This is a genomic window from Novosphingobium sp. 9, from assembly GCF_025340265.1.
Taxonomy (GTDB): Bacteria; Pseudomonadota; Alphaproteobacteria; order Sphingomonadales; family Sphingomonadaceae; genus Novosphingobium.
This window is the reverse complement of record NZ_CP022708.1, coordinates 237,879-263,979: the sequence shown is the minus strand read 5'-3', so window position 1 is coordinate 263,979 and position 26,101 is coordinate 237,879. Positions and strand designations below refer to the sequence as shown.

General features: G+C 61.9%; 22 protein-coding genes, 1 tRNA gene and 2 pseudogenes. 10 read left to right on the top strand and 15 right to left on the bottom strand.

Features of this window, described 5'->3' with window-relative positions; all coding sequences use genetic code 11:
- Positions 1 to 3 precede the first annotated feature (3 nt).
- Together CI805_RS21175 and CI805_RS15805 are read right to left on the bottom strand one after the other, a co-directional pair.
- A complete protein-coding gene (locus CI805_RS21175) occupies positions 4 to 369 on the bottom strand; it encodes a tyrosine-type recombinase/integrase (protein WP_409934971.1) in 366 nt (121 codons plus the stop codon).
- A gap of 208 nt (positions 370 to 577) precedes the next feature.
- Positions 578 to 882, bottom strand: a pseudogene (locus CI805_RS15805) (integrase); the annotation flags it as partial.
- Positions 883 to 1,146: 264 nt separating this feature from the next.
- On the opposite strand from CI805_RS15805, the gene CI805_RS15800 reads away from it, so the two are divergent.
- From CI805_RS15800 to CI805_RS15780, 5 genes are all read left to right on the top strand, one after another.
- The gene (locus tag CI805_RS15800) at positions 1,147 to 1,605 is read left to right on the top strand and encodes an excisionase family DNA-binding protein (protein ID WP_260929118.1); all 459 of its coding nucleotides are present in this window, start codon (positions 1,147 to 1,149) and stop codon (positions 1,603 to 1,605) included.
- Positions 1,606 to 1,608: 3 nt separating this feature from the next.
- Positions 1,609 to 2,199 carry a PIN domain-containing protein gene (locus CI805_RS15795; protein ID WP_260929116.1) on the top strand — a complete coding sequence of 197 codons (591 nt, stop codon included), beginning with the start codon at positions 1,609 to 1,611 and terminating at the stop codon, positions 2,197 to 2,199.
- Positions 2,200 to 2,492: 293 nt separating this feature from the next.
- Positions 2,493 to 3,059, top strand: a complete 567-nt coding sequence (locus tag CI805_RS15790; protein WP_260929114.1) for a PAS domain-containing protein — start codon at positions 2,493 to 2,495, stop codon at positions 3,057 to 3,059.
- A gap of 113 nt (positions 3,060 to 3,172) precedes the next feature.
- A complete protein-coding gene (locus CI805_RS15785; RefSeq protein WP_409934980.1) occupies positions 3,173 to 6,517 on the top strand; it encodes a CheR family methyltransferase in 3,345 nt (1,114 codons plus the stop codon).
- Positions 6,514 to 6,864, top strand: a complete 351-nt coding sequence (locus CI805_RS15780) for a response regulator (protein ID WP_260929112.1) — start codon at positions 6,514 to 6,516, stop codon at positions 6,862 to 6,864. The genes CI805_RS15785 and CI805_RS15780 overlap by 4 nt, the downstream gene beginning before the upstream one ends.
- A gap of 28 nt (positions 6,865 to 6,892) precedes the next feature.
- Here the strand turns inward: CI805_RS15780 and CI805_RS15775 are convergent, their stop codons facing one another.
- The 10 genes from CI805_RS15775 to CI805_RS15730 form a co-directional block, all read right to left on the bottom strand.
- On the bottom strand, positions 6,893 to 8,695 hold the full coding sequence (locus CI805_RS15775; RefSeq protein WP_260929682.1) for an ATP-binding protein: 1,803 nt from the start codon (positions 8,693 to 8,695) through the stop codon (positions 6,893 to 6,895).
- Positions 8,696 to 8,988: 293 nt separating this feature from the next.
- Positions 8,989 to 9,612 carry a group II intron maturase-specific domain-containing protein gene (locus tag CI805_RS15770; RefSeq protein WP_409934979.1) on the bottom strand — a complete coding sequence of 208 codons (624 nt, stop codon included), beginning with the start codon at positions 9,610 to 9,612 and terminating at the stop codon, positions 8,989 to 8,991.
- Positions 9,509 to 10,306, bottom strand: coding sequence for a reverse transcriptase domain-containing protein (locus CI805_RS21170; protein WP_409934970.1), 798 nt, complete (start codon positions 10,304 to 10,306; stop codon positions 9,509 to 9,511). The genes CI805_RS15770 and CI805_RS21170 overlap by 104 nt, the downstream gene beginning before the upstream one ends.
- Positions 10,307 to 11,024: 718 nt before the next feature.
- The gene (locus tag CI805_RS15760) at positions 11,025 to 12,359 is read right to left on the bottom strand and encodes an efflux transporter outer membrane subunit (RefSeq protein WP_260929680.1); all 1,335 of its coding nucleotides are present in this window, start codon (positions 12,357 to 12,359) and stop codon (positions 11,025 to 11,027) included.
- Between the two features lie 56 nt (positions 12,360 to 12,415).
- Positions 12,416 to 13,534: an HlyD family secretion protein gene (locus CI805_RS15755; protein WP_260929109.1), complete on the bottom strand. Its 1,119-nt coding sequence runs from the start codon at positions 13,532 to 13,534 to the stop codon at positions 12,416 to 12,418.
- Complete coding sequence (locus tag CI805_RS15750) at positions 13,531 to 14,586, bottom strand: hypothetical protein (protein ID WP_260929107.1); 1,056 nt, start codon at positions 14,584 to 14,586, stop codon at positions 13,531 to 13,533. Before CI805_RS15750 ends, CI805_RS15755 begins: the two co-directional genes overlap by 4 nt.
- Positions 14,586 to 15,104 (bottom strand): hypothetical protein, encoded by a 519-nt coding sequence (locus tag CI805_RS15745; RefSeq protein WP_260929105.1) that lies wholly within the window; start codon positions 15,102 to 15,104, stop codon positions 14,586 to 14,588. Before CI805_RS15745 ends, CI805_RS15750 begins: the two co-directional genes overlap by 1 nt.
- A 493-nt stretch (positions 15,105 to 15,597) precedes the next feature.
- A complete protein-coding gene (rtcA, locus tag CI805_RS15740; RefSeq protein ID WP_260929103.1) occupies positions 15,598 to 16,614 on the bottom strand; it encodes an RNA 3'-terminal phosphate cyclase in 1,017 nt (338 codons plus the stop codon).
- A complete protein-coding gene (locus CI805_RS15735; protein ID WP_260929101.1) occupies positions 16,611 to 16,979 on the bottom strand; it encodes a hypothetical protein in 369 nt (122 codons plus the stop codon). Before CI805_RS15735 ends, rtcA begins: the two co-directional genes overlap by 4 nt.
- Before the next feature lie 154 nt (positions 16,980 to 17,133).
- On the bottom strand, positions 17,134 to 18,360 hold the full coding sequence (locus CI805_RS15730) for an RtcB family protein (protein ID WP_260929099.1): 1,227 nt from the start codon (positions 18,358 to 18,360) through the stop codon (positions 17,134 to 17,136).
- A 262-nt stretch (positions 18,361 to 18,622) separates the two neighbouring features.
- On the opposite strand from CI805_RS15730, the gene rtcR reads away from it, so the two are divergent.
- Positions 18,623 to 20,209, top strand: a complete 1,587-nt coding sequence (gene rtcR / locus CI805_RS15725; RefSeq protein ID WP_260929097.1) for an RNA repair transcriptional activator RtcR — start codon at positions 18,623 to 18,625, stop codon at positions 20,207 to 20,209.
- A gap of 135 nt (positions 20,210 to 20,344) precedes the next feature.
- Here the strand turns inward: rtcR and CI805_RS15720 are convergent, their stop codons facing one another.
- The gene (locus CI805_RS15720; RefSeq protein ID WP_260929095.1) at positions 20,345 to 20,659 is read right to left on the bottom strand and encodes a group II intron maturase-specific domain-containing protein; all 315 of its coding nucleotides are present in this window, start codon (positions 20,657 to 20,659) and stop codon (positions 20,345 to 20,347) included.
- A gap of 97 nt (positions 20,660 to 20,756) precedes the next feature.
- Between CI805_RS15720 and istA the strand changes: the two genes are divergently transcribed.
- On the top strand, positions 20,757 to 22,277 hold the full coding sequence (istA, locus tag CI805_RS15715; RefSeq protein ID WP_260929679.1) for an IS21 family transposase: 1,521 nt from the start codon (positions 20,757 to 20,759) through the stop codon (positions 22,275 to 22,277).
- On the top strand, positions 22,267 to 23,046 hold the full coding sequence (istB, locus tag CI805_RS15710; RefSeq protein ID WP_260928206.1) for an IS21-like element helper ATPase IstB: 780 nt from the start codon (positions 22,267 to 22,269) through the stop codon (positions 23,044 to 23,046). The genes istA and istB overlap by 11 nt, the downstream gene beginning before the upstream one ends.
- Positions 23,047 to 23,112: 66 nt before the next feature.
- Here the strand turns inward: istB and CI805_RS15705 are convergent, their stop codons facing one another.
- The gene (locus CI805_RS15705; protein WP_260929093.1) at positions 23,113 to 24,069 is read right to left on the bottom strand and encodes a ParB/RepB/Spo0J family partition protein; all 957 of its coding nucleotides are present in this window, start codon (positions 24,067 to 24,069) and stop codon (positions 23,113 to 23,115) included.
- Between the two features lie 537 nt (positions 24,070 to 24,606).
- Between CI805_RS15705 and CI805_RS21165 the strand changes: the two are divergent.
- Positions 24,607 to 24,822: pseudogene (locus CI805_RS21165) on the top strand (helix-turn-helix domain-containing protein); the annotation flags it as partial.
- Positions 24,823 to 24,899: 77 nt separating this feature from the next.
- The gene (locus CI805_RS15700; protein ID WP_260929091.1) at positions 24,900 to 25,982 is read left to right on the top strand and encodes a tyrosine-type recombinase/integrase; all 1,083 of its coding nucleotides are present in this window, start codon (positions 24,900 to 24,902) and stop codon (positions 25,980 to 25,982) included.
- A 35-nt stretch (positions 25,983 to 26,017) separates the two neighbouring features.
- On the opposite strand, the gene CI805_RS15695 is transcribed toward CI805_RS15700, so the two are convergent.
- Positions 26,018 to 26,093, bottom strand: a tRNA-Lys gene (locus tag CI805_RS15695).
- Positions 26,094 to 26,101: the final 8 nt, after the last annotated feature.

Sequence of the window (26,101 nt, the reverse complement as noted above, 5' to 3'; positions counted from 1 at the left end):
GGCTCATCCGGCGTCGTCTGGTCTTGTGGGCGCCTTGCCCTCCATCAACGCCATCAGCTGGTCGAGCGGGCTCGAGACGGCGTGGATCGTGCGGGTCGACACCTTGGTGTAGAGCGCGGTGCTCTTCAGCTTTCTGTGGCCCAGCAGGACTTGGAACACGTGGATATCGACATCCTGCTCGAGCAGGTGCGTGGCGAAGGAATGGCGCAGGGTGTGCGGGCTGACGCGCTTGCGGATGCCCGCCACCTCGGCCGCCTCTTGGACCGCGCGGTGCCGTTGCCGGGTCGAGATGGCGTCAGTGACGTTCTGGCCGGGGAACAGCCAGCCATGCGCAATCAGCACCCCGCGCTTGTGCCATTCCTTCGCCACCACATCCGCAGCAGCTCGAGTAGCTGGGGCGAGAGCATCGCATTGCGATCCCTGCCGCCCTTGCCCTGTTCGACGCGGATCAGCATGCGCGTGCTATCGATGTAGCTTCGCTGAACTTCGTTTCGTCGACCTTGAGGTGGGCCACCTCCGACACGCGCAGGCCCGCGCCATAAGCCACACCCAGCGCCGCCTTGTACTTCATGCCGGGCGCGGACTGCAGCAGTTCAAACTGAACCGGCCTGCCCGTCTTTTGCTGCACGACCGTAGCCCGTGTTCGAATTTTCCGATCACAAACGATATCGCTGATCCTGATCTTCACCAGATTACATCCACGAACTTACTGTCGATGGCGAGGTCAAAAAGCGCCCGGTCGCGGACCCGCTCATGCTGATCGAGAAAGAAGCGGATCCCCCATATCTGACGGGGTTTGAGCGCTCGCTTTGCACCAACTTTGCGCCCGGCGTTCCACGACACCCTCTCGCGAGCGGCGGGATCAAATTCGGATAATCCCATGACATATCTCCTGTGGCCCTGACGGCCATCGGTAGAACGCTTCAAAGCAGACGTACCGCCCCTTATCGGGCACTCTGGCTCTGAATCTAGTTGCCCACGTACGGCCCGGCAGCTTTCCCCGTCGGGGCAACCAATAGGGCCCGGCGACCAGCATCAGCGGATTAAACGGCCGATGGGAAGGTTCCCCCCATCCCAAGGGAACCAATTTTCGTTGCGTTTATTTCGAATATGCGCTATTGAATTGCTCTACAACGGAGAGTTTCCATGACGTTGCCTGCGCATTCAGAGCCGTTCGGCGGCCATATGCCGTCGGCTGATGATCGTCAGATCGCTAACCAGCTTCGTCGCATGCTTGCTGCCCAAAAGTCGGGAGAAGCAACCTTGCGTCTCCAAGAGCCGGAATCAAAGAGGCGTGTCGAAATCACTCTCACTCCTGCCATGTCTGACCTGTTTCTGGAATTGCTGCGCCATATCGGCAGCGGCAGCGCGGTAACACTTGTACCGATCCAGGAAATGCTGACGACGCAGCAAGCCGCCGACCTCCTCAATGTGTCACGTCCATACCTGATCAAGCTGCTTGAGCAGGAGGCCATGCCCCACACTCTAATAGGACGACATCGCCGTATTCGGGCCGATGACGTGTTCCGCTATAAGGCGCAGCGCGATGATGAACGTTCGCGGGCCCTCGACGAACTCATCAGCGGCGATGCGGACTTAGCCTGAACCGTGTTCGCAAACCGCTACACTGCCCTCATTGATGCCTGTACGCTCGTCAGTATCTGGCGGCGCAACTTGCTGCTGTCGCTTGCCGAAGCCGAATTTTTCCGCATCCGCTGGTCAGAACCCATCCTGAACGAGACCAAGGCTGCCCTGATCAAGATGGCGCGAGAGCGCGATCTCGATGATCCTGAGGCGCGAGGGATGCGAGCGGTAAAGGCCATGCAGACGGCTTTCCCGGAAGCCATGGTCGAAGACTTCAAACTGATTGGTAGCGCTCAGTTTGGCTTGCCCGACCCTGGTGACGAACACGTCATCGCCGCTGCCGTCAAAACGCAAGCTCAAGCCCTTGTCACCGAGAATCTGAAAGATTTTCCAGCTGCCATCCTCGGCCAGCTCAACATCGAGGCTCGAAGCGCCGACGACTTCATTGCCGACACTATTGCCCTTGAAGAGGGGCGGGCGATCGCAGCTATCCGAAAAATGCGGGAGCGCCTGAAGCGACCTGAAATGTCCCCTGAAGATTTTCTACGGGCATTGGAAGCCAACGGCCTGCTCGAAACAGCTTCTGTCCTTACTCCCCACCTCAGCTCAATCTGAAGGTCAGTTTCCAGCATCTCCGACCCTATGCGGCCGTTGAGCGGGCAATTTTACGCTCCCAGGTGCGGACTGGCAGCTTTCATCGTAATCGCTCCTTACTACAGTGATTGGCAGACTGCTCTGGCTCGCGATGGTTGAGCCGTCATCAGGTCCGCGCACTTTCGCCTCGAATTTCGTCAGAGAGAGCAGAAGGCTCGTGACCCTACTCCACAAATCAGGCACATACGGCTGCGCAACCCGATGGGATTGATGGGTTGGTGAGAAACAAAGTGCAAGCGACGCTTGCAGGAGACATGGAAGTGCAAAACCTGAGCGTGCCCGACGAGCTTAAGACGTTTTTCGAGAATTCGCCGATAGCGCTTGCCCTCGCTCTTCCTGACGGAGACCACCCGCTGGCACTGGTGAATCGCAGGTTCGTGGAACTGACCGGTTACGCGTCTTCGGAATTGATCGGACACAACTGCCGCGTGCTCCAGCGCGATGCCGACGAGAGCGAAGCTCGGGCCAAGCTGCGCGCCTTTCTGGAAGACGACCTGTCTCCCAACGTGCGCACCCCGATCCTCAACTTCCGCAAAGACGGAACGCCTTTCGTCAACTTGCTTTACATGTCCCGGCTCCGATCACTGGCGGGTGAGACACGATATATCTTTGCGTCTCAGTTCGACGTGAGCCGGGCCCAGCCAGAGCGTCTTCAGGGTTATGACCGGGAACTGAGCCAGACGCTGACCCGGCTAAGCCCCGTTGCCGCAGAAAGCGGGATAATCGTCGAGGGCACCTTGACCACAATTGCCAATTCGGCCGCTATAATTGCACAGGCCAAACTGACCCTCGCCAACCTCGACGACAGTTCGATCCTTTGAGCGACGACAACAAACCTGATCATGTGGCGTTGCACTCTGAGGGCACGTCTCCGATAGCGGTACCGGTCGTAGGCATTGGTGCTTCGGCTGGAGGGCTTGAGGCGTTGCGTGAGATGCTGTCGGCCGCGCGCCGCCCCACTAACATGGCGTTCGTGATCGTCCAGCATCTCGATCCCAATTACGAAAGCATGCTCGCGCAGTTACTCGACCGGGCGTGCCCGCTCGATGTGTTGCAGTGTGAGGGTGGCGAATCCTTGTTGCCCGATCGGGTATATATCATCCCACCCGGTCGAGGGCTGGCGCTACAGGATGGCAGGCTGCAACTGACCGAGTTCGCCCAACCGCGCGGGCTGCGTCGGCCGATCGACGACTTCTTTATCTCTTTGGCGTCAGACCAACAGGCGAATGCAGCCTGCGTCATCCTATCGGGAACCGGGGCCGATGGATCCACTGGCCTGCGCGCCATCAAGGAGCATGGCGGCGTCTGCGTCGTCCAGCAGCCTGAAACGGCGCGCTACGACGGCATGCCGGTCTCGGCGGTTGGCACGGGTCTGGTGGATTACGTCAAGCGCCCAGCAGACATCATCGACTGCCTTTCCGCATTCTTCGAACGTCGCAGCGTCGAGCCTCGCGAGCAGCAGGCTGAATTCGTCGCCGATCATGTCGATGACCTGTGTGGTACCCTGCGCTCGGCGGTGGGGCACGACTTCTCGGGCTACAAGCGCTCGACGCTCGTGCGGCGCGTGGAACGGCGGATGCACGTGCTCTCCATTGCGTCAGCGCGATCCTATCTGGACCGGGTACGCAGCGATCCTGCCGAATGCGAGGCGCTGTTTCGCGACCTGCTCATCAACGTAACGCGTTTCTTCCGTGATCCCGAGATGTTCGAGGCGCTGCGAACCAAAGTCATCCTCCCGCTCTTGCGCAACCGCGAGACCGACGAAGAAGTTCGCGTCTGGGTACCAGGCTGCTCCAGCGGCGAGGAAGCCTATACGCTGGCAATTTTGTTCGCAGATGCCGCACGCGAGAACGGGTTCGCCAACCCAGTACAGATTTTCGCGACCGACATTGACGAACAGATGCTGCAGATTGCCCGCGATGGCAGCTATCCTGCTTCCGCGCTTGCCGACATTCCCAGCCCTTTGCGCGAACGATGGACGAACCCGCACGGCGAGCGCTTCTCTATCGCGAACCAGATCCGCGATCTCATTCGGTTTTCCAATCACAGCGTCGTCAAGGATCCGCCATTTTCGCGGATCGATCTAGTATCCTGCCGTAACCTTCTGATCTACTTCGATGACCGCCTTCAGCAGTCGGTCATGCCGATCCTGCATTACGCGATCCGGCCCGGCGGTTACCTGTTCCTTGGTCCGTCAGAGAGCATCGGCCGTTTCGATCATTTGTTCCCTCCCGTCGATCATCACGCCCGCATCTTTGAGCGGGGCGCTGGCAGCCCAAGCTATCCGATCGATCTTCCCGCCAGCGACCGAAATACCCAGCGGCAACGTCAGGTGTCGAGCCGGGCGGAGGGCGGGCGCAGGGCCGCAGAAAATGAGATCGCCATCCAGCGGCTGACGGAACTCTATGCACCGCCCTCAATGGTGTTGAACCAGGACGGCGCGGTACTGGCTGCGTACGGAAAGTTGAGCCGCTACTTCGACTTTCCTGTGACCCGTACCGGCGGCGCCAACGCCATTTCACTCGCGAAGCCTGGTCTTCGCGACGTGCTTGGGCCACTCGTGCGCCAGGCACGTGACGGCAAGAAGCGCACCGTCGCGCGGGAAGTTGAGGTCAAGTCGGACTACGGCCTGCAGCCGATCGAAGCGGTTTGCGAGCCGCTGCCTGATGGCACCCTTCTGCTCGTGTTCCGCGACCGCGCGCCGTTCCGCCCCTTCGATGAGCATGATGCAGCAGAGATCGAGGACGGCGACGATCACATGGAGGCGCTGGAAGAGGAACTGCGCCTTACCCGCCACAAGCTGCGGACGGCGGTCGAGGAGCTGGAGACGGCAAACGAGGAACTGAAGAGTTCGAACGAAGAAATGATGTCGATGAACGAGGAGCTTCAGTCGACAAACGAGGAATTGTCCACCGTCAACGACGAGCTCAAGAGCAAGGTCGACCAGCTTACCGTCGCAAATTCTGACCTACGTAACTTCTTTGAATCTACCGATCTTGCCGTGATTGTTCTCGATCGCAACCTGCGCATCCGGAGCTTCACCGAGGCCGCAACCGGTATCTTTCCGCTGCGCCCCAGCGACCGGGGGCGCCTGCTCGCAGACGTCGCGACGCGGCTCGACGACAACGGCTATCTCGACGATGCGCTGCGGGTTGCCGAAACTGGCGAGGCTCTGCAGCGGCGGGTCCATACGCGCGAAGGGGGACGCACGCTGGCGCTGCGCGTGCTCCCCTATCGTACGCAGCATGGGGGAGTGGACGGCGCCACGCTGGTGCTAACCGATATCACCGTAGCGCTGCTTATGGAAAGCGATCTTGCTGCCGAGCGCGAGCGGCTCGATCTTGCGATCACGGCGGGAGGCATTGGCGTCTGGGAGTACTGCGAGAAAACCGATGAACTCATTCCCGATGGCACCAATCGCATTCAGTTGGGTTTACCGGTCAGAGGCGAAGTGACGGTGGCAGACGTGCTCTCGCGCATCCATAGCGAGGACCGCGCGGCGGTTGAGGAAGGCCTCCGCCGCACTGCATCGGGCGCCGAAGACTTCGCTGTGACGTTCCGCGTGCCCCAGCAGGACAAGGACGGAGTTGTCTCCGACCGCTATCTCAAAAGCTTCGGGCGCACGATCGGAGGTTCGAACCCGCTGCGCATGGTGGGGGCCGCAATCGACATCACTGCCGAATACGCCCTTGCCGATGCGCGCGGCCTGATGCTGCGCGAAATGAACCACCGCGTCAAAAACCTCTTCGCGGTAGTCAGCGGCATGATCGCTGCGGCGAGCCGAACTCACAACGATGTCCAGAGCTTATCACTGGACCTGCGCGAGCGGATTTCAGCCCTTGGCAGCGCGCATTCGCTGGCTGCCCCGGCTGGCGAGCCGCGACCGATATCATTGAGAGACCTGATCGAAACGACCACGGCGCCTTACTCGGGTCAAGCAAATATCAAAATCGATGGCCCTGACGTCACGGTCGCGCGCACGGCCCTGTCCTCGCTCGCGCTGATCCTGCACGAATGGACAACCAATGCGGCAAAATATGGCGTGCTGGGCGCCCGAACCGGCAGCCTTTCGATCACATGGACGTTACGCGAGCGAACCATCTCGATGGAATGGATCGAAGCAGGCGAGAATGAGATCGACGTGACGGAAGGCAAGGGATTTGGGACGTTGCTTGTGGCCACGTCGGCCCGTCAGCTCGGCGCGAGTATCGAGCGCACCGTGGAAAGCGGCAAACTGGTGCAGCGGATGGAATTGCCTGGCTCGGTGATTGCCGGATGACGTGCGCTGTCCTGATTGTTGAAGACGAACTGTTCGTGGCGCTTGATCTGGAAGACACAGTCGAAGCGCTTGGATACTCCGTTGCAGGTACATGCGGAACGCTTGCGGGAACTTTGGCCGCGATCGAGCGGCAACTTCCCACGTGTGCCATTCTCGATGTCCGCTTACCGGATGGCGAGGTGTTTCCTGCCGCCGACGTGCTCAGGGATGCTGGTGTTCCGCTGATCTTCCATTCCGGCCATGCTGACGAAACTCAGCTGAAGACTCGCTATCCCGACGCCCAGGTCTATTCAAAGCCCTGTTCCCCCAGCCGCCTGCGCGAAGCCCTGCTGCGCGCGGCAGCGTGATGATCTTCAGGCTCTATCGGGCGCGGCTCTAAAAGACGTTTCCGTTCTGTGCATGAGCATCGCGCATTACGCGTACAAGGTCGTCAAGCGAATAGGGCTTTTGTAGCAGGGGAAACCCATGCCGCATATCGTCGGCGAGCACGTGGCTGTATCCGCTGGTGAGTACCACTGTCAGGCCAGGCCAGCGTGCACGGATGCGTCGACATAACTCCACCCCATCCATACCGGGCATTACGACGTCGGAGAACACGATGTCGATCTCTTCGTGTTCGGTTTCGAGCACGGCTAGCGCCTCGCGCGCGTTTCCGGCACGCCGTGCCGTGAAGCCCAGGTCAGCCAGCAACTGCGCAGCGAAGTCCCCTACCTGCTGATTGTCTTCGACGATAAGGATTTTCGCATCTGTGACGATGGCAGATCCCCGCAATTCCGGGCAGGTGTCTTCGATTTTTGCCTTCGATCGGGGTAGATATAGGCTGAAGGTTGTTCCGAGGTCGATTTCGCTGGTGACCGCGATCTCGCCGCCCGACTGCTTGGTGAACCCATAAACCTGGCTCAGGCCGAGGCCGGTGCCCTTGCCGACTTCCTTCGTCGTGAAGAATGGTTCGAACACACGGTCGATGTGTTCCTGCGGCATCCCCGATCCGATATCCGTAACCGAGACCTTCACGAAATCGCCTTGCGCCGCTGCATGACCGCGGCAGGCCGGGACCGACCGTGCGGTGTCCACGCAGATGGTGATCCGACCCTCACCGCTCATTGCATCGCGTGCATTCACCGCCATATTCACCAGCGCCGTCTCGAACTGGCTGGCATCCACTTCGACAAAAGTGGGATCACACAAAGAAAGGACATCAATGTCGATGCGCGAGCCGACCACGGTGCGCAGCATCTCCGAGATGCTGGCCACCTTTTCAGCGGGGTCGAAAACTTCCGGCCGCAAGGGCTGACGGCGGGCAAATGCGAGCAGCTGGCTGGTGAGCTTGGCCGCCCTGCCGGCTGTCTCCGAGATAGCGTCGATGTACTTGCGCTGCTTTTCGAGCGGCAACTCCCGCCGTGACAGCAGTTCTGCTGACGAGCGAATGATCGTGAGGAGGTTGTTGAAATCGTGCGCGACCCCGCCGGTCAGCTGGCCGATCGCCTCCATTTTCTGCAGCTGCCTGATCTGGTCCTCGGAAGCCATGAGTTCTCGAGATCTTTCCTCAACCCGGATCTCAAGGGTTTCGTTGAGCTGGCGAAGAGCCTCTTCCGCAATCGTGCGGTCGAGCAAATCCGCGGCCTGTCGCGCGAGAATGTCCAACATCCGCAAATCGCGCTCGCTGGGTTCATGCGGCTGCGCCCAGTGCGTGGAGATCATGCCAAGGAGCTTGCCGCTACGCGAAATGAGGGGCGTGGTCTGAGCCGAGCGAATTCCGGCCTGCCGAAATGCGACCAGATCCTGGGTGCCTGCGATATCGGCCCATTCTTCGAAATCAGGGACGATTGCGCGTTGGCCGAACTTCAGAGCGAGGGTGCAACTGCTGTATGCGGCAGGCTTGACCCATTTCCAGAATTCGATGGCGTGCTCGGGTAGGCCGCGATGAGCAAGCAGTTGCAGTTCGCCGCCATGGCCTGACGTATCTCCGGCAGGGCATAGGAGTTGCATTGTGCCAAACTGAGATCCCGCGATCGCGACCGCAGCCTCGACAATCTTACCGTAAAGTTCGAAGCGGTCCTGTTCACCGATCAATGTGACGCTGATCTGATGGAGCAGCTCGATATCGGATAGGTCTTCCTCTGCTCGCCCGGATATCAGCTCGTTGGTCTGGATCGCCAGATTGCTTTTTGCCGACATCACGAACTTGCCCCCACAGCTTTGCTATCCCACTGCATCAAGGTGCAATACGCGCAAAGGGCTTACTGAGTTCCTAGGTCACACATCTATTACATCCGGTCTTCGGCGCAATGCTGCAGGCAAAATACGCGGCGATAGCATTGCGGCCTTCCTGCCGTCGGTAGAGTCAGGAAGTGGCGCGGTGTCGTGCGGCGCGCCTGTGGGGCTTGCCAGACGGTCCGTTTCCACTCCCTGCTCATCGAACCGGACATGCAGATCTCCCGCATCCGGCTCTCGGACAAGACATCACGCCTTCACCCACGGCGGGCTGCGGCCAAGTCGGCCAGACGCACGAGGCCGAAGCGCTCGTACAGCTCGGGGGTGTGATAGGCTCCCGCTCGCTTTCGTCTGGTCTTGTGCTTGGCGCGTAGCCACCGGCGCAACCGCACCGCTGTGTAGCTGTCGATGGCGCGGTATGCGTTGCTCGCGGTCCCTACCGAGAAGTAATTGGCCCATCCGCGCAGCACCCGGTTCATCTTAGCCACCAGATATGTGGTATCCTGCCATGTACGCGCTCGGTCTGTCAGTTCGTGGATCGTTGCGACCACGCGCTGGATGCTTTTCTTCGACGGCCGGTAGCCTATGCGGGCTCTGCCGGTAATCGGGGAGTACATCCGACCGAACGTGTATCCCAAAAAGTCGAACGTTTCGTCCGGCACCGTACAGATACGTGTCTTTTCCTCATTCACTGTCAGCTTCAGCTTTTCCATGAGCCTGCGCATGTGATCGAGCGCAGCTTCCGCGTTGCCCTTCTCACAGAGGATCACGAGGTCATCAGCATAGGTGACGAGCCGCGAGCCTAGACGTTGCCCAAGGCCGAGCTTCCGCCATCCCAAGACGAACCGGCGCATGTAGAGATTTGCCAGCAGTGGTGAGATGGGTGATCCTTGCGGGATGCCGCGCCGCTGATCGCGGGCCTGCGTCGTTCTTCCTGCCCTTGTCATCCGTTTCTTCGACAGCGCATTCCAGCCAGGATTTGATCAGATGCAGAACGCGCGGATCCACGATCCGGCGCGATATCGATTTCATCAGCTCGAGGTGGGGGATGGCGCCAAAGTAGTCGGCAAGGTCGGCGTCCACGACATCGGGTCGGCCATAGAACAGTTGCTCCTCCACCTCGATCACGGCCTGCTGGGCGTTGCGCCCGGCTCGGTAGGCGTAGATCTCGGGAGGGAGGTCAGCTTCAAAGATCGGTTCAAGCACCAGCATCGCTGCCGTCATGCAGACCCGATCCCGCACGGTGGAAATGCCCAGCGGCCTAAGCTTGCCGTTGGCTTTTGGTATGTAGACCCGTCTGATCGGATTGGGTCGGTACGCCTCCTTCCTGAGCGACAGCGCCAGTTCCGCCAGCCACCGCTCGACGCCATAGTCCTCGATATCCGCAAAGTCCTGTCCATCCACACCCGGCGCGCCCTTATTGGAACGACACTGGGCGTAGGCATGAGCCAGAATGTCATCGCGGCTGATCTTGTCGTACAGCGCGTAAAACCGGTAGCCGACTTCTGCCTTCGCTTTCGCGTGCAACGCCTTCTGCAGTTTCTGGACGCTTATCGGAGTTGATAGGTTACCCAATCTCCTGCCCCTCACCACGTGTTGCGTTCATCTTGAACTGAGGCCCCTTTCCTCCACCGGCATTACCCGGCTTCCTCGGTACTACGGACCTCTCCGCCACCCCATCGCGCCCTTCCCTCCCTCGCGGGCGTCCGGTTGCCGATCACTCGGCACGCCATGGGGCTTCCCGTGTTGCGTGCACTTTCCTTGCGTACATGCTGTCACCACTACCCCGGCGCAGCAGACGGGTTCAAGCGTCGCTCAGACTCGCCCATCCATATCAGCCTTCCCCGTATGGGTTGACGGGTCGGCCTGCACATCGGCATTTTCGAGGATTGCTCAGCGTTCACTCACGTTACGGCCTGTACGCTCGCACGATCACCTACGTGACCGTTATCCGGGGGCTTCAGACATTTCGTCACCTCCATGCCTGCCCCGGTCGCTTCCGGCTGGAGCATCGCCGGGTAGGCCTCTCACCCACTAGAAAGTGCCGCCTTTTCACGGCGCACACCCATTATTGCCGTTCAGGCGCCAAATTTTTGGCGCCTAGGTCCGGCCTTACAGCTATTCTGGCGGGTGTCGACGAGGCACCGTTTTTCCTCATTCGCTAGAAGAACGGTCGGGTTCGCCGTGGCCTGCCGTTTGTTCGCCGACGATAGATCGGATGAACGCCTAGTTTCAGGCCGGTGATGTGTCCTTGGGGAAGGCTATGACGAGGTTATTTCTCGTTGCGCCGAAACTATTTCCAGCCACCGCCTGCGGCCTGATAGAGTCTCACGGTCGCTAGCAATCGCGCACTGCGGGCTTGTATCAGGCCGAGGCGCGCTTGAAGTAAAGTCCTCTGGGCATCGATCACGTCGAAATAGTCGCCTTGTCCTACATCGAAGCGATGCCGCGCGTGATCGTAGACACCGGCGTCGGCATCGCGCGAGGCTACGGCAGCCTTCTCTTCCCGAGCGGTCTGCTTGAGCGCACTGAGCTGATCGTCGACTTCGCGGAAGGCATCGAGCGCAATGGCGCGATAGGCGTAGGCTGCCTCGTCACGCCGGGCGGCTGCAGCATCCTCGTTCGCGCGCAGGCGCCCGCCTTCGAAGAGCGGCGCCAGCACGCTGCCGAACAGCGACCACAGGTTGACCGGTCCCGGATAGACGTCGGCATTGGTGCGGCCCAATGTACCGCCCAGCGAGAAGTCCGGCAGGAACGCCGCCCGCGACGCGCTGAGCGAATGGTCGGCGGCGATCAGCTGCTCCTCCGCTGCCGCGATGTCCGGACGGCGGCGTAACAACCACGATGGCAACTGGCCGACGGCGGGCAGGAGCGGCAGATCCATCAGCGATGCGCCGCGGGGGATCGCCTGCGGATTCTCTCCCAGCAACAGCGCCAGCGCGTTCTCCTGCTCGACCATCTGCTGCGTCATTTGCGCCTGTTGCAGCTCGACCTGATGCAGTGCGGCATCTGCCTGGAGGACCACGTCCTGCCCAATCTGGCCGACGGCGCGCTGATGCTGGCGCATGGCCAGTTCGCGCGCCAGGCTGGCATGGGTATCGTCCAGGACCTGCTGCGTCGCGTCCAGCGCGCGAAGCTGGCAGTAGTCCGCGACGACCGAGGCGACGACGGCAATGCGCACGCCGTCCTGAGTGGCGCGCTGGGCCAGGTATTGCGCCTGCGCGGCGGCGGTCTGGCTGCGCAGCTTGCCGAAGATATCGGCTTCGTAATTCACCGAAGCCTGCGCCTGATACTGCGTCAGATCGACGCCGACGAGCGTGGTCTGGCTGAGGATACGTTCACGCGGGTAGCCGGTTGCACCCGCACTTATTTGCGGCAATTGATAGCTGCGCGTGCCTTTGACTTGCGCTGCGGCCTGCTCGACACGAGCAGCGGCCTGTCCGAGATCGGTATTGTGCGCAAGGGCCTGCGTGACCAGCCCTGACAGTACCGGGTCGCCCAACTGCTTCCACCACTCGGGATCGATATCGACACCTGCCATGTCGGGGTCTGCTCGCCACGCTTGCGGAGCACGGACCTGCGCATCGGCAGGGGGCTGGGGCCGTGGCCCCATGCAGCCACTCAACACCAGCGAAACCGCTGTCGACAAGAGCAATACCGTCCCGCGTGAAGCGAATACGGCCTTCACGAGCCCCGCTCCGCTTGGCGAACCGGGGTGGTCGTGTCGATCCTGGTTTCTACCGACATGCCCGGCCGCAGCCGCGCAGCCAGCGGCTGGTCGATATCGGGAGAGATGCGGATACCAATGCGTTGCGGGATCTTCACGAAGTTGCCCACCGCATTGCTGGGACTGACAGCGGAAAACTCCGCTGCCGTCGCCGGGGCGATCTGCGTTACCCGCCCGCGCAGCTTCGCGCCGCCCAGCGCATCGACGGTGAACCACACCCGCTGCCCCAGCCGCACGTTGGCGATATCCGATTCCTTGTAGTTCGCGATCACCCAGGCGCCGCGCGGGATCAGCGTGAACAACTGGCTTCCGCTGGCAACCAACTGGCCAAGGTGAATGGTGACACGTCCCAACTGGCCATCCTCGGGCGCGACGATGCGGGTACGTGAGAGGTCGATATCGCTGGAAAGCTGGCCAGCCTTCGCGGCGTCAAGCTGGGCTGCCAGTTGGGTGCGATCGACATGCGCCGTCTCAAGGTTCTCCTGCGCGATGCGGATCTGTGCGCGGGTCTCGTTCAAGGCCGAGCGTGCGGCATGATAGGCCATGGCCGCTGCATCCAGATCGGCCTGCGAGACGCTGCCATCACCAACGAGCGCCTTTGCCCGCTGAAAATCCGCTGCTGCCTTGCGTTCGCTGGCCTGCGCCTTTTCCAGCCCTGCCTGCTGGCCTGCCAGTTGCGCCGCAGCACTGGCCTGCTGCTGCACATTATTGGCAAGATTGGCGCGGGCTACTTCGACTTGCGCGGCGGCCTGCCGGGCTTGCGCGCGATACGTACTCGGATCGATCTCCAGCAGGACCTGTCCCTTATGAACCATGGCATAATCGCTCACGTAAACCTTGGTCACATAGCCGGTCGCCTGCGGCGCGATCACTGTCGTGCGCCCCTGGACATAGCTGTTGTCGGTCTGCGGCCCTATCCCACGAAACGGCCAGAGCCCCCAAGCTGCAAGCACGGCCAGCACTGCGACCAGTGCCAGCACCGCGATAATCACCCACGTCAGCGGGTGCTTCTTAGGGGGCGTCCAGTTGACCGGGGCATCGGCGTCATCGTTCGGCGGCGTCATGTCTTCGCTCAAGGTTCCACTCTTTCCCAGCGTGCGATGCCGCGCATCACCAGCATGTAGACAAACAGGCAGGCCGCTCCGCTCGCGGTCAGAACGCCTACGAAGCGAAAGGCGTCCAAATATCCGAAAACGCCCGCGCCGGAGGTTATCGAGGCCGCGCCGGTTGCGGCGGCATCACCGCCCGATGCGGCGAAGGGGCTGGCAAGTGGGCTCCATGACGCCAGCACCGTCAAGGCATCCTGCTGTGCCACGAACTGGTAGCTGCCGATCAGCGCTGAGCCGATCAGCCCCCCCATGTTCTGCGTGAAGGCAAACATCAGGATCATCGTCACCAGATTGTGCGGGCCGCTGCTCATGACCTTGCCGACCATGAACAGCAGGCCGGACGCGACGAAGGCCACGCTCGCACCGCCGATCACGAATTGCGTGACCAAAACGTCCATCGGCGTCACGAAGCCGTTGCGGCCACCGTCGAACCATGCCGCGCCCGCTGTTGCCAGCATGCAGATCAGCATGATCCATCCTGCCCGCTCAGGCTGAAAGAAGCGGGCGAGAAGGACGACACCTGTAACCTGCCCCAGTAGCGAGGCCAGCGACATCAGGTGAAGCTGGTCACTGTCGAAACCCAAGGCCGCCATCAACCCGCGCATGCCGGTGGTCTGCTCGGCGAGGCCGATCCGTTCGAACACAACGACAAAGATCAGCATCAGGAACTGGCGCGAGGTCATCCACTCAATCTGGAGTAGGGGGTGGCCGCGGCGATGCTCGCGGATCATGGCTGCGGCCACCAGAGCGATCCCGCCCGCCAGCATCCAGCCGATCCACGGGGCCTGCGACCACCAGTACGTGCGCCCCTGCGCCAATGCCCCTGCCAGCAACAGAACGCCAGGCACCGCCATAGCAATCGTCACGAAATCGCCTGGCGAAAATACCTTGTAGCGATCCGTTGGGGTCAGCGGGAACAGCAGCGTCAGCGCCAGCATGGCACAGGGTGCAGCGAGGCAGATCAGCCTGCACCCCAGCGCGCCATTTTCGGCGATCGTCTCGACCGGTACGAAGCCCACTAAAGAGGAAGAGGCCAGCAATGCCCGATAGCGGTCATTGGCGCGCGGAAGCGCTTGTCTGCCGGCACGACCACCAGCATGTAATAGACAGCCATGGCAATCGCCATCGAGTAGACCGCACCGTTCGCGGCCCGGTTCAGCAGCAGCGTGACGAAGGTGGGATACAACAAAAACAGCAGCGACGTCGCCGCATAGATGCTGATGACAATATGGAAGAAGCGCGTAGTGCCGAACTGCATCCGTCCCTTAATGACGAAGAGCGCGTTGCTGGCTCCAAAGCCGTAGTAGAGCGCCGTTGCCCAAGTCGCCTGCGCGCTGGTCAGATGAAGCGGGCCTGCCAGATAGGCAATATCGGTCGCAAACAGAAACTCACCGAACGTCGCGAGCGTGGCGATGCTGATGGCGCAGATGACATAGGCTATCTTCAGCTTTGGCCCGATGGGAAAGAGATAAGGCCCGCTCGGCATCGTCGGGCGGAGTGCAGGAGATATCCGGGCATGGCGCAGATCAGATGTCATGCAACCAACCCGTTGCCACTGCTGAGGCGCCGGTGAACTCGCTCGATACTACCCTAAAACCCATGCCCACCATCTGCCATCTCCGGAGATCGGGCACAAAACGCGAGGTCGTCAAATCGCGTGCCCGTCCCCCTATAAATGCGTGCTTCTCTCCTTTCCTGTCATGCTGGCAAGAGCGCGTGACTTTGATCTCGCTGGGCAACGCACCTTTCCAGAGTTTGTTTCATGGGCTGCCCATCTTATTGATGGCGATAGTAACCCGCTTTCTGGCTCCCCGATCATAAAGAGAGACCAGAGGTTAGATACAATGGCCTGCAGGCGTCTGCACAAGAGCGTCGGGCATGGCGACCCGGTCCTGCTCTGACTGAAGCGACCCTTTGCAGCCGCTTAAACGCTGATCTACCGGCCCCAGGTCCGGTCGGTCTGCTTTCCCATGCACAGATTCCCGGATTAGCCGCCATTGCCCGTGCGGGGTTCGCCCGCGCCGATCGCTTTATGCAAATCGGACTAGATGCTTTCCGCAAGGTTCTTGCTCCAGCGTGATAGGCTTGCCAAGAAAACGCTGCGCCAGTTCGATGGCCGTAATGAGGTGGCCTGTCGGCTTCACCGTGGTGAATGCGCCTCTGCTCGCCAGCGCGAAGGGCAGAACCAGCTGGTCGGCAAGGTACGGACCCGCAAAGGCCTGTGACGCGACGTAGCCTTTCAGGCGGCCCGCCGCCGTCTTGGCAAGACGTTCGGCTGGCACGCCCAGCTGGCCGAAGCCGCTGGCAATCTCGGTCACATGCGCCTTGCGTGCCTCGATCATGAGGATGACGCCGGGGCCTTGGTCGGCCGGCAGCTCGCGCACGGCGAAGGCGTCCTCGGGCCACTCGGGCAGTTCCCTGCGCAACCGCGCGATCATGCGCTCGGCGATCTCGAACGGCAGGCCGGTGAACAGCACTTGCGCCGATCCTCCTTCGAAACCGCCGCCGTCGAGGCATTCCAGCGGGGCGAGCGGGGCCGGGATGATGTCCACCTCGATCCGCCCGCCGCCGCGCGGGTAGAAGCCGTGGCGGACGAGGCGTGCCTCCACCTGCGGCCCCATCCGGTTGATGACGGGCAAGAAGGTACGCTCGATGAAGTCGAACGGTGGGGCCAGCATGTTGTGCGTGCCACCTTCCAGGACCAGGCGCGAGGGACGGTCCGCCAGCGCCAGCGGCATCAGCACCGTCTGCAGGACAAGCCCGGTGCTGCCCGCCGTGCCGACGGCGAAGCGGTACTCTCCGGGCTGCACGACGCCAGGGCGGAATTCGAGCGTGCCCGAACCTACCGCAGCGCCCGTCACCTCGGCCCCGCCAATCCGCGCCGCCGCTTCCACGGCAGTGACGTGCTGGCGCATGAGCCCCGGCTTGGAGCGCCCGCCACGGACGTTGGTGATGCGGAAAGGTGTACCGGTGACAAGCGCAAGCGCGCACGAATTGCGCACCACCTGCCCGCCGCCTTCACCTTCCGAACCGTCGATCTGTATCATTTCGTCCTCTTGTCGTACGTCATTGCAGGGACGGCCCGCGGCATCCACCAGAACCACCACGGATCGGCCTTCTTGTCGGCGGACGGCTTCATGCCGAAATCACCGTCGCCGATCTCTACCGACGCGAAAGCCGCGCCGAGTTCGCAGAACGCCGGTCCGCCCGCCGTCATCGTCAGGCGATCACCTTCCACCTCGAGGCGAAGCGCCGTCGCGTCGGGGCGGTACTCGATGCGCAGGCGCAGATGATGGTGATCGATCGGACCGAGGAACCCCGGCACTTCATGCACGGCCTGCGTGACCCGCGCCAGTTCCAAGGTGCGATGGCACGGAGCGCCGCCGACCATGCGGTCGATCAGGTTGCGCATGGAGCGGCATCCCGCCGGATCACCGGTAAAATGCCACCCCGATAAGCCTGTCGAGGCTGGCGGTAGCGCCAAACGAACAGTTGGCCCTGCTGCCTCCACTCGCTCACAAAATCGCGCATCTCGCCCTCCGTGGCGATGGCCCGCGCAAAGGGTGTCACCCCTTCACGCAGACCACCTGCTTCAAGGTGTGGACGATCTCGACGAGATCAGCCTGGGCCGCCATCACCGCCTCGATCGGCTTGTAGGCGCGGGGCGTCTCGTCGATGACGCCTTCGTCCTTGCGGCATTCGACGCCTGCCGTATCGGCCACATGCTCCTCCAGCGAGACGAGCTTCTTCGCCTGCGTCCGGCTCATCACCCGGCCCGCCCCGTGCGAACAGCTGTCGAAGCTCTCCGGGTTGCCGAGTCCGCGCACGATGAACGATTTCGCGCCCATCGAACCCGGAATGATGCCCATCACCCCCTTCGCCGCGCGCACCGCACCCTTGCGGGTGACGAGCACGTTCTCGCCGAAATGGTTCTCCCGGCGAACGTAGTTGTGATGGCAGTTCACCGCCTCCAGCTCCGCCTCGAAGGGCTTGGCGATCTGGGCGCGCAGGGCTCCGATCACGTTACCCATCATCATCCGCCGGTTGAGCGCGGCGAAGTCCTGCGCCCAGCCCACCGCCTCGACGTAATCATCGAAGTGGTCGGTCCCTTCCGGGAAGTAGGCGAGATCCTCGTCGGGCAGGTTGATGTGCCACTTGCGCATGTCCTGCTTGGCCAGTTCGATGAAGAACGAGCCGATGGCGTTGCCCACTCCGCGCGATCCGGAATGCAGCATCACCCACACCCGCGCCTCTTCGTCGAGGCAGAGCTCGATGAAGTGGTTGCCGGTGCCCAGCGTGCCCAGATGCGTGAGGTTGTTGGTGTTCTTGAGGCGGGGGTGCCGCTCGCACAGCCGCTCGAAGCGCACGGCCAGCGTGGCCCAGGCCTCGACCACGCCCGGCGGCGGCGCGCCCCATGACCCATGGTCGCGCTTGCCGCGTCCCACCGAGCGCCCGTGCGGCACCGCCTGCTCGATAGCGGAGCGGATGGCCTCCAGACTGTCGGGCAGGTCATGCGCCATGAGCGAGGTGCGCGCGGCCATCATGCCGCAGCCGATGTCCACGCCCACGGCGGCCGGGATCACCGCGCCCTTCGTCGGGATCACCGAGCCCACGGTCGCGCCGATGCCGACATGGACGTCGGGCATCGCGGCGACGTGGCGGAACACGAAGGGCATCTTCGCCGCGCGGGCGAGCTGGTCGTGCGCCTTGTCGTCCACGGGCACGCCGCGGGTCCACATCTTCACCGGCACGCCGCCCTTGACCTGCCGCAATTCGAAACTGGTGTCGGTCATGGCCGTACTCCTGAAATCCTCTTGCGGCGAAATGGAGGCGGCCGGCCCATTCCGGCCGCCCCGCTTTCGCCTGCTGAGCCGGGCTGTTCGACTGACCCGGCGGAAATAGAATTGCAGGGGGCGTGCCAAACCGACGACGTCTGGCGAAAATTTCTCGGAATCGGCGGAAAACCGGTACGCTCCGGCTGCAACCCTTCAGGATGCCGAGATCGAAAGACTCACAATTTGTATATCACTGTATAAGCGATTATCATATAAGATCATGAAACCACTCACCGTCATCGGCTTTCTCGGCTCCACGCTCGACGCTGCCAAGTTCGGCCCCTCGCGCTGGATGAAATGGCGCCCCACCGTGGCGCTGACGATGCACGAGGATCTGCGGGTCGACCGCTTCGTGCTGATCCACGGCACCGCGCACCGCCGCCTCGCCGAATACGTCAGCCAGGACATCGCCGATGTCTCCCCGGAAACCACGGTCGAGCGCCATGTCATAGACTTCTCCGACGCTTGGGATTTCGAGGAAGTCTATGGCAAGCTGCTGGATTTCACGCGCACCCTGCCGCTCGACCCGGAGACGGAGGACGTGCTGGTCCACATCACCACCGGCACCCACGTCGCGCAGATCTGCCTGTTCCTACTGACCGAGGCGCATTACCTGCCCGGCCGGCTGCTCCAGACCCAGCCGAGCCGCCGTGCCGACGCCACCGCGCCCGGCAGCTGGAGCGCCATCGATCTCGACCTGTCGCGCTACGATTCCATCGCCACCCGCTTTGCGGCCGACCGGCGCGAGGGCACCTCGTTCCTGAAGTCCGGGATAGAGACGCGCAATCCCGCCTTCAACGCCATGATCGACGAGATCGAGCAGGTCGCCTCGCGCACGCGCGCGCCGATCCTGCTGATGGGGCCGACCGGCGCGGGCAAGAGCCAGCTTGCCCGCCGCATCCACGATCTCAAGAAGATGAAGCGGCAGGTTGCGGGGCCATTCGTCGAGGTCAACTGCGCCACCCTGCGCGGCGACGGCGCGATGTCGGCGCTGTTCGGGCATCGCAAGGGCGCCTTCACCGGGGCCGCTGCCGACCGCCCGGGACTGCTGCGCAGCGCCGATGGAGGCATGCTGTTCCTCGACGAGATCGGCGAACTCGGGCTCGACGAGCAGGCGATGATCCTGCGCGCGATCGAGGACCGGCGCTTCCTGCCGATGGGCGCGGACGTGGAAGTGGCCAGCGACTTCCAGCTGATTGCCGGTACCAACCGCGATCTTGGCCGCTGCGTCGCCGAAGGCACCTTCCGCGAAGACCTCTACGCCCGCCTCAACTTGTGGACCTTCGCGCTTCCGGGCCTCGCCGCGCGGCGCGAGGACATCGCCCCCAACCTCGACTACGAACTCGACCGCCATGCCGAGCGCGAGGGGATGCGCGTCTCGTTCAACAAGGAGGCGCGCGCCCGCTTCCTCGACTTCGCCACGTCGCCGCGCGCGAGCTGGAACGGCAATTTCCGCGATCTCGCCGCCAGCGTCACCCGCATGGCGACTTTCGCGCCTAAGGGGCGCATCGACGTTGCCACGGTGGATGGCGAAGTGGCCCGCCTCCAGCGCCTCTGGACCGGCGGCGGCGAGCGTAGCGACGGCCTCGAGGCAATCCTGAGCGCCCGACAACTGGCCGAGATCGACCCCTTCGACCGCGTCCAGCTCGCCTACGTCGCACGGGTCTGCCGTGAGAGCCCCTCCCTATCGGAAGCCGGCCGCCGCCTCTTCGCCGCTTCCCGCGAACGCCGCGCCAGCACCAACGACGCCGACCGCCTGCGCAAGTACCTCACCCGCTTCGGGCTGGAGTTCACAGCGCTCCGGTGACGGTAGAGTCAGGAAGTGGCGCGGTGTCGTGCGGCGCGCCTGTGGGGCTTGCCAGACGGTCCGTTTCCACTCCCTGCTCATCGAACCGGACATGCAGATCTCCCGCATCCGGCTCTCGGACAAGACATCACGCCTTCACCCACGGCGGGCTGCGGCCAAGTCGGCCAGACGCACGAGGCCGAAGCGCTCGTACAGCTCGGGGGTGTGATAGGCTCCCGCTCGCTTTCGTCTGGTCTTGTGCTTGGCGCGTAGCCACCGGCGCAACCGCACCGCTGTGTAGCTGTCGATGGCGCGGTATGCCTTGCTCGTGGTCCCTACCGAGAAGTAATTGGCCCATCCGCGCAGCACCCGGTTCATCTTGGCCACAAGGTATGTGGTATCCTGCCATGTACGCGCTCGGTCTGTCAGCTCGTGGATCGTAGCGATGACGCGCTGGATGTTGATTGCCACTGAGAAGTGACCCGGGGCGCGTATAAATTACCGCTGAGAATTGACCCATGTTTTCCTCCCTTCCGGCTGCCAGTCGGAGGGTCTTGGAGTGATCGACATGGACTTATTCAGTGTGATCCGCCGGTGGCATTTCCGGCAGGGGATTTCCATTCGGGAGATCAAGCGCCGGACCGGCCTGTCCCGCAACACCATCCGCAAGTATCTGCGCTCCGACACGGTTGAACCCAGCTTCAAGGTTCCGTTACGGTCGAGCAAACTCGATCCCTTCGCAGACAAACTGACGGCTTGGCTGCGAGTGGAATCCAAGAAATCCCGCAAGCAGAAGAGGACCGCCAAGCAACTCTACGTTGATCTGGTGAAGCTGGGTTACGATGGTTCCTATAACCGGGTGGCCGCCTTTGCGCGGCGATGGCGGACCGAGCTTCAGTATCAACAGCAGACCAGCGGGCGCGGGACGTTCGTGCCTTTGGTTTTCCAGCCTGGCGAGGCCTTCCAGTTCGACTGGAGTGAGGATTATGCCGTGCTGGACGGCAAGGTGACCAAGCTGCAGGTTGCCCATACCAAGCTGGCACATAGCCGCGCCTTCATCGTGCGAGCCTATCTGCTCCAGACCCATGAGATGCTGTTCGACGCGCTGGCGCAGGCATTCCGGGTGCTTGGCGGCGTGCCGCAGCGTGGCATCTTCGACAATATGCGGACCGCTGTCGACAAGATCGGGACGGGGAAGGCGCGGCAGGTCAATGCCAGGTTCGCCGCCATGGCCAGCCACTATCTGTTCGAGGCCGATTTCTGCAATCCGGCTTCTGGCTGGGAGAAAGGACAGGTCGAGAAGAACGTCCAGGACGCTCGACGCCGGCTGTGGCAACCGATGCCCAGCTTCCGCGATCTGGCTGAGTTGAACACCTGGCTGGAAGAACAATGCATCGCCCAATGGGGCGAGATCCAGCATGGTGTCCTGCCCGGCACCGTGGCCGATGCGCACGCCGAGGAAGTTTCCTGCCTGATGCCGCTGGGCCGGCCCTTCGATGGCTTTGTCGAGCAGATCAAGCGCGTGTCGCCGACCTGCCTCATTGCCTTCGACCGGAACCGCTATTCGGTGCCTGCATCCTTCGCGAACCGACCCGTCAGCCTGAGGGTCTACCCGGATCGTCTGGTCATAGCGGCCGAAGGTCAGATCGTGTGCGAACATCCCCGGCTCATCGACCGTTCCCATCACAAGCCGGGACGCACGATCTATGACTGGCGGCATTATCTGGCGGTGATCCAGCGCAAGCCCGGCGCCTTGCGTAATGGCGCCCCCTTCCTCGAGATGCCCGAAGCCTTCCGGCAGTTACAGGGCCATCTGCTAAAGCGCCCGGGCGGCGACAGGGAGATGGTCGAGATCCTGTCTCTCGTTCTGCATCATGACGAGCGGGCAGTGTTGAGCGCGGTCGAGTTGGCTCTGGAAGCCGGTGTTGCCACCAAGACCCACGTTCTCAACATGTTGCATCGCCTTATCGATGGCAAGGTGCCTCCAGCAGCGCCGATCGATGCGCCTCAGGCCTTGCGTTTGACGCAGGAGCCCGAGGCCAATGTCGTACGCTATGACAGGCTAAGGGAGATCCGCCATGCGTCATGATCCCGCCAGCGCGGCCATCGTCGTCATGCTGCGCAGCCTCAAGATGTTCGGCATGGCGCAAGCCGCTGGCGATCTGATCGAGCAAGGCGCGCCTGCCTTCGACGCTGCCGTGCCGATGCTGTCTGGGCTCCTGAAGGCAGAGATGGCCGAGCGGGAGGTCAGGTCGATCGCCTATCAGATCAAGGCGGCACGCTTCCCGGCCTACAAAGATCTGGCGGGCTTCGATTTTGCCGCCAGCGAGATCACCGAAGCCCTCGTACGCCAGCTTCATCAGGGCGACTTCATGGAAAACGCCGACAACGTCGTGCTGATCGGCGGGCCCGGCACCGGCAAGAGCCATATCGCCACGGCTCTGGGCGTTCAGGCTGTCGAGCATCACCGCAAGAAGGTTCGCTTCTTCTCCACGGTCGATCTGGTCAACGCGCTTGAGCAGGAAAAGACCTTGAACCGGTCCGGCCAGCTGACAGAACGCCTGCTACGCCTCGACCTGCTCATCCTCGATGAACTGGGCTACCTGCCCTTCAGCCCATCGGGCGGTGCCATGCTCTTCCATCTTCTCAGCAAGCTGTACGAGCGCACCAGCGTCGTCATCACCACCAACCTGAGCTTCAGCGAATGGGCTGGCGTGTTCGGCGATGCCAAGATGACCACCGCGCTGCTCGATCGGCTAACCCATCACTGCCACATCCTGGAGACCGGAAACGACAGCTTCCGCTTCCGCGCCAGCACCGCTACGCCCAAAGCCAGAAAGGAGAAGCCCGCACCTTGAACCTGCCCAAAAACGGCAGCACATAAACCATACCCACCCGGGTCAATTCTCAATGGAAATCCCGGGTCACTTCTCAGTGGCAATCAACACCCTGCCCCCCTTGGCCTTCGACCAAGGCGCATGCTCCCAGCTGTAGAAGGTATCGCCTCGATCCATGACGACGACTTCGCTCCAACCGTCTTCGCGAAGAACTTCGGCCCTCCCCTCGACCGCTGCCATCTGCGCACTCCAGAAGGCCTCTGCGCTGGCGAAGTAGCGCTCGTTGCCGAACAGGTCAGACACGATCTCGCCCGGGAACTCGTCGATATCGAAGAGTGCGGCCTCAACCGGAATCGACGCGCCGCCAAACAACCATGACTTAAGCGCAGCACCTGTCGGTGCATACGCAGCTTCGTCATCGTGCAGCGCCAGCCATTCACGCTGTCGCGCTTTCGAAGCCATCGTCAGATGCCGCAGTGAAACGGCATCGATGCCATCGGCGCGATAGAGACTACGCAGGCGAGGGACGAGATTGCCGAGTGCCAGCGTGCGCCTCACCTGCAAGGCGGTAAGCCCGAAGGTTTGGGCGATGGCTTCGACATCGCGGCCTTCGCGTACGAGACGGGTGAAGGTTTCGCATCGGGTCATTTCGTCGGGATCGAGCCTCGCGATGTTCTCGATCAACGATGCTTCCAGAGCGGCAGCATCATCGCCCGGCGCGATAATCGCACAGGGCAGGTCCTTAATACCCCCACCCTCCTCACGCACCGCCATCGCGGCATGATAGCGCCGCTTGCCCGCAAGGATTTCGTAGGCGGGCAGTTGATCGACGGTACTTGCACCAATCACCGCGCCGCCGCCTCCTTCCGGATGCTGATTGGTGCAGACAGGCTCGCGGGCCGTTTCCCGCACGATCAATGGCACCAATACCCCGCGCGTTCGAACGGACGGCAGGATGTTGGCAATGTCGCAGGTCTTCCTTGTGCCGCGCATGTTGAGATTCGAGATTGACAGACGGGTAATGTCGATGTGCTTGAGTTTCATATCCTTCACTCCATTTTCATCGCACACATTGGCCCGCCGCAGGGCGGGGTGGGCGACAGGAGCGAACCGGCAGGCCCGCAGGATAAGGCGGGGCGCACCTGACAAGGCCGTAACGAAGTGGAGGACCTGAGCCCCGGCTCAGGTTGCGCGCCGCCGCGGCGGGCCTAGAGGCTGAGCGACGCCCACCCCGCCTGTCGGCAGGCCAACAAACGAAGCGCCAGCGCGTGGATACCACGCGATGTCCGCCGCCCATCGTTCCATGGATATGTCTCCAGTTTACGCCAGGGTACGCCAGCGCCGCTTTTTCTGCGCCGCCCTACCCCCGTTTCAGAAATCCGGCGCGGCCTTCATATCGAAGGTGATATGTACGGATTGACCCAGCCGCCTTTCGCAGCCCGTGAACAACGATCGCTTTTGATCTGATGTTGCTGCTCAATAAACCTCAAAGGAGGTACCCCATGACCAAGTTCGAACCTCGAAAACTGCCTGCTTGCAGAACGAAAAACTTGGCCGGCACGCTACGAGCCTTTCTCGAGGGTGACCGTGCGTACGCCCGAGCCCGGGCAGCGCAGGAGAGCCGCAACCGGTCGGATCGAGACCGTGGCTAATACAACAGGAGGGCAGGACAAGCTGCTGAGCCTCAAGCAGGCTGCGGATTTCCTGGGCGTCCATCCCAATACATTACGAGCCTATGTTCGCGAAGGCCTCGTTCGCGGCGCCAAGCTGGGACGGGATTGGCGCTTTCAGCAGGCCGACCTTGTCGCCGATGTGCAGGCGCGATATTCTGCCAGTGCACGGATGCGACTGGGTGCCGACCGAAAGGAGGCACAATGGCACTCTGGAAGCGTGCAAACATATACTACGTCAAACTCACAGCACCGGACGGAACGCTCCTTAGACATTCTACTGGAACGACCGACCGGAAAAAGGCCCGGGAATACCACGACAAGCTGAAAGCCCAGCTGTGGGATCTTGCCAAGCTCAAGCAGAAGCCGAAGCGAACATGGGACGAAGCGGCTTTACGGTGGTTGCAGGAAAAGAAGCACAAGAAGTCCTACGCGGACGACGTGTTTCGGATCCGGTTCTTCACCCGTTTCCTGCGCGGCAAGACATTGGACCAGGTGAGCCGGGACATGATCGATGGGATCATCACGCGCCATCTCGCAAAGACTGCGCCGCGAACAAGGGATCTCTATGTGGCGCTCATTCGCGCCATTTTCCGGATCGCGATGCGGGAATGGGAATGGATCGAGACGATGCCTGCGTTCAAGACCTATGTCAGAAACGAGCAGCCTCGTGTACGCTGGTTGACGCATGCACAGGCTGAGCGGCTTCTGGCCGAGTTACCGGAGCACCAGCAGGACATGATGTTGTTCGCGCTCGCAACTGGATTGCGACAAGGCAACATCAGGCGCCTGACCTGGGACCAGGTCGATCTTCGTCGCCGGATCGTGATGATCGCGCACGGCGAGACGAAGAACGGCAATGCGTTGGGCGTCCCGCTCAACGACCTGGCCATGGCGGTTCTGACGAGGCGTAAGGAAAAACAGACGGACCACGTTTTCACCTATCGGGGAATGCCGATCAACCAGGTGAACACCAAGGCGTGGAAGGATGCGCTCAAACGGGCCGGGATCACCAATTTTCGTTGGCACGATCTGCGACACACCTGGGCGAGTTGGCTCCGGCAAAATGATGTCCCCACATGGGTACTTCAGGAGCTGGGAGGTTGGAAATCGGACACGATGGTGCGTCGCTATGCGCACATGTCGGTCAAGCATTTACAACCCTTTGCCGACCAACTGATTTTCGAGGGCACAAAGCCGATTGGCCAAGTGTTTGAAAAGTCAGAAGGGCAAGGTCACAAAAATGGTCACACCGCGAGCCGTCCCCGGCTCTATCTGGTGAAATGACCCAATACAAGTCATTGAAATGACTGGGTTTCCAATGGTGAGCCCTGCTGGGTTCGAACCAGCGACCTACTGATTAAAAGTCAGTTGCTCTACCGACTGAGCTAAGGGCCCCCTCTCGA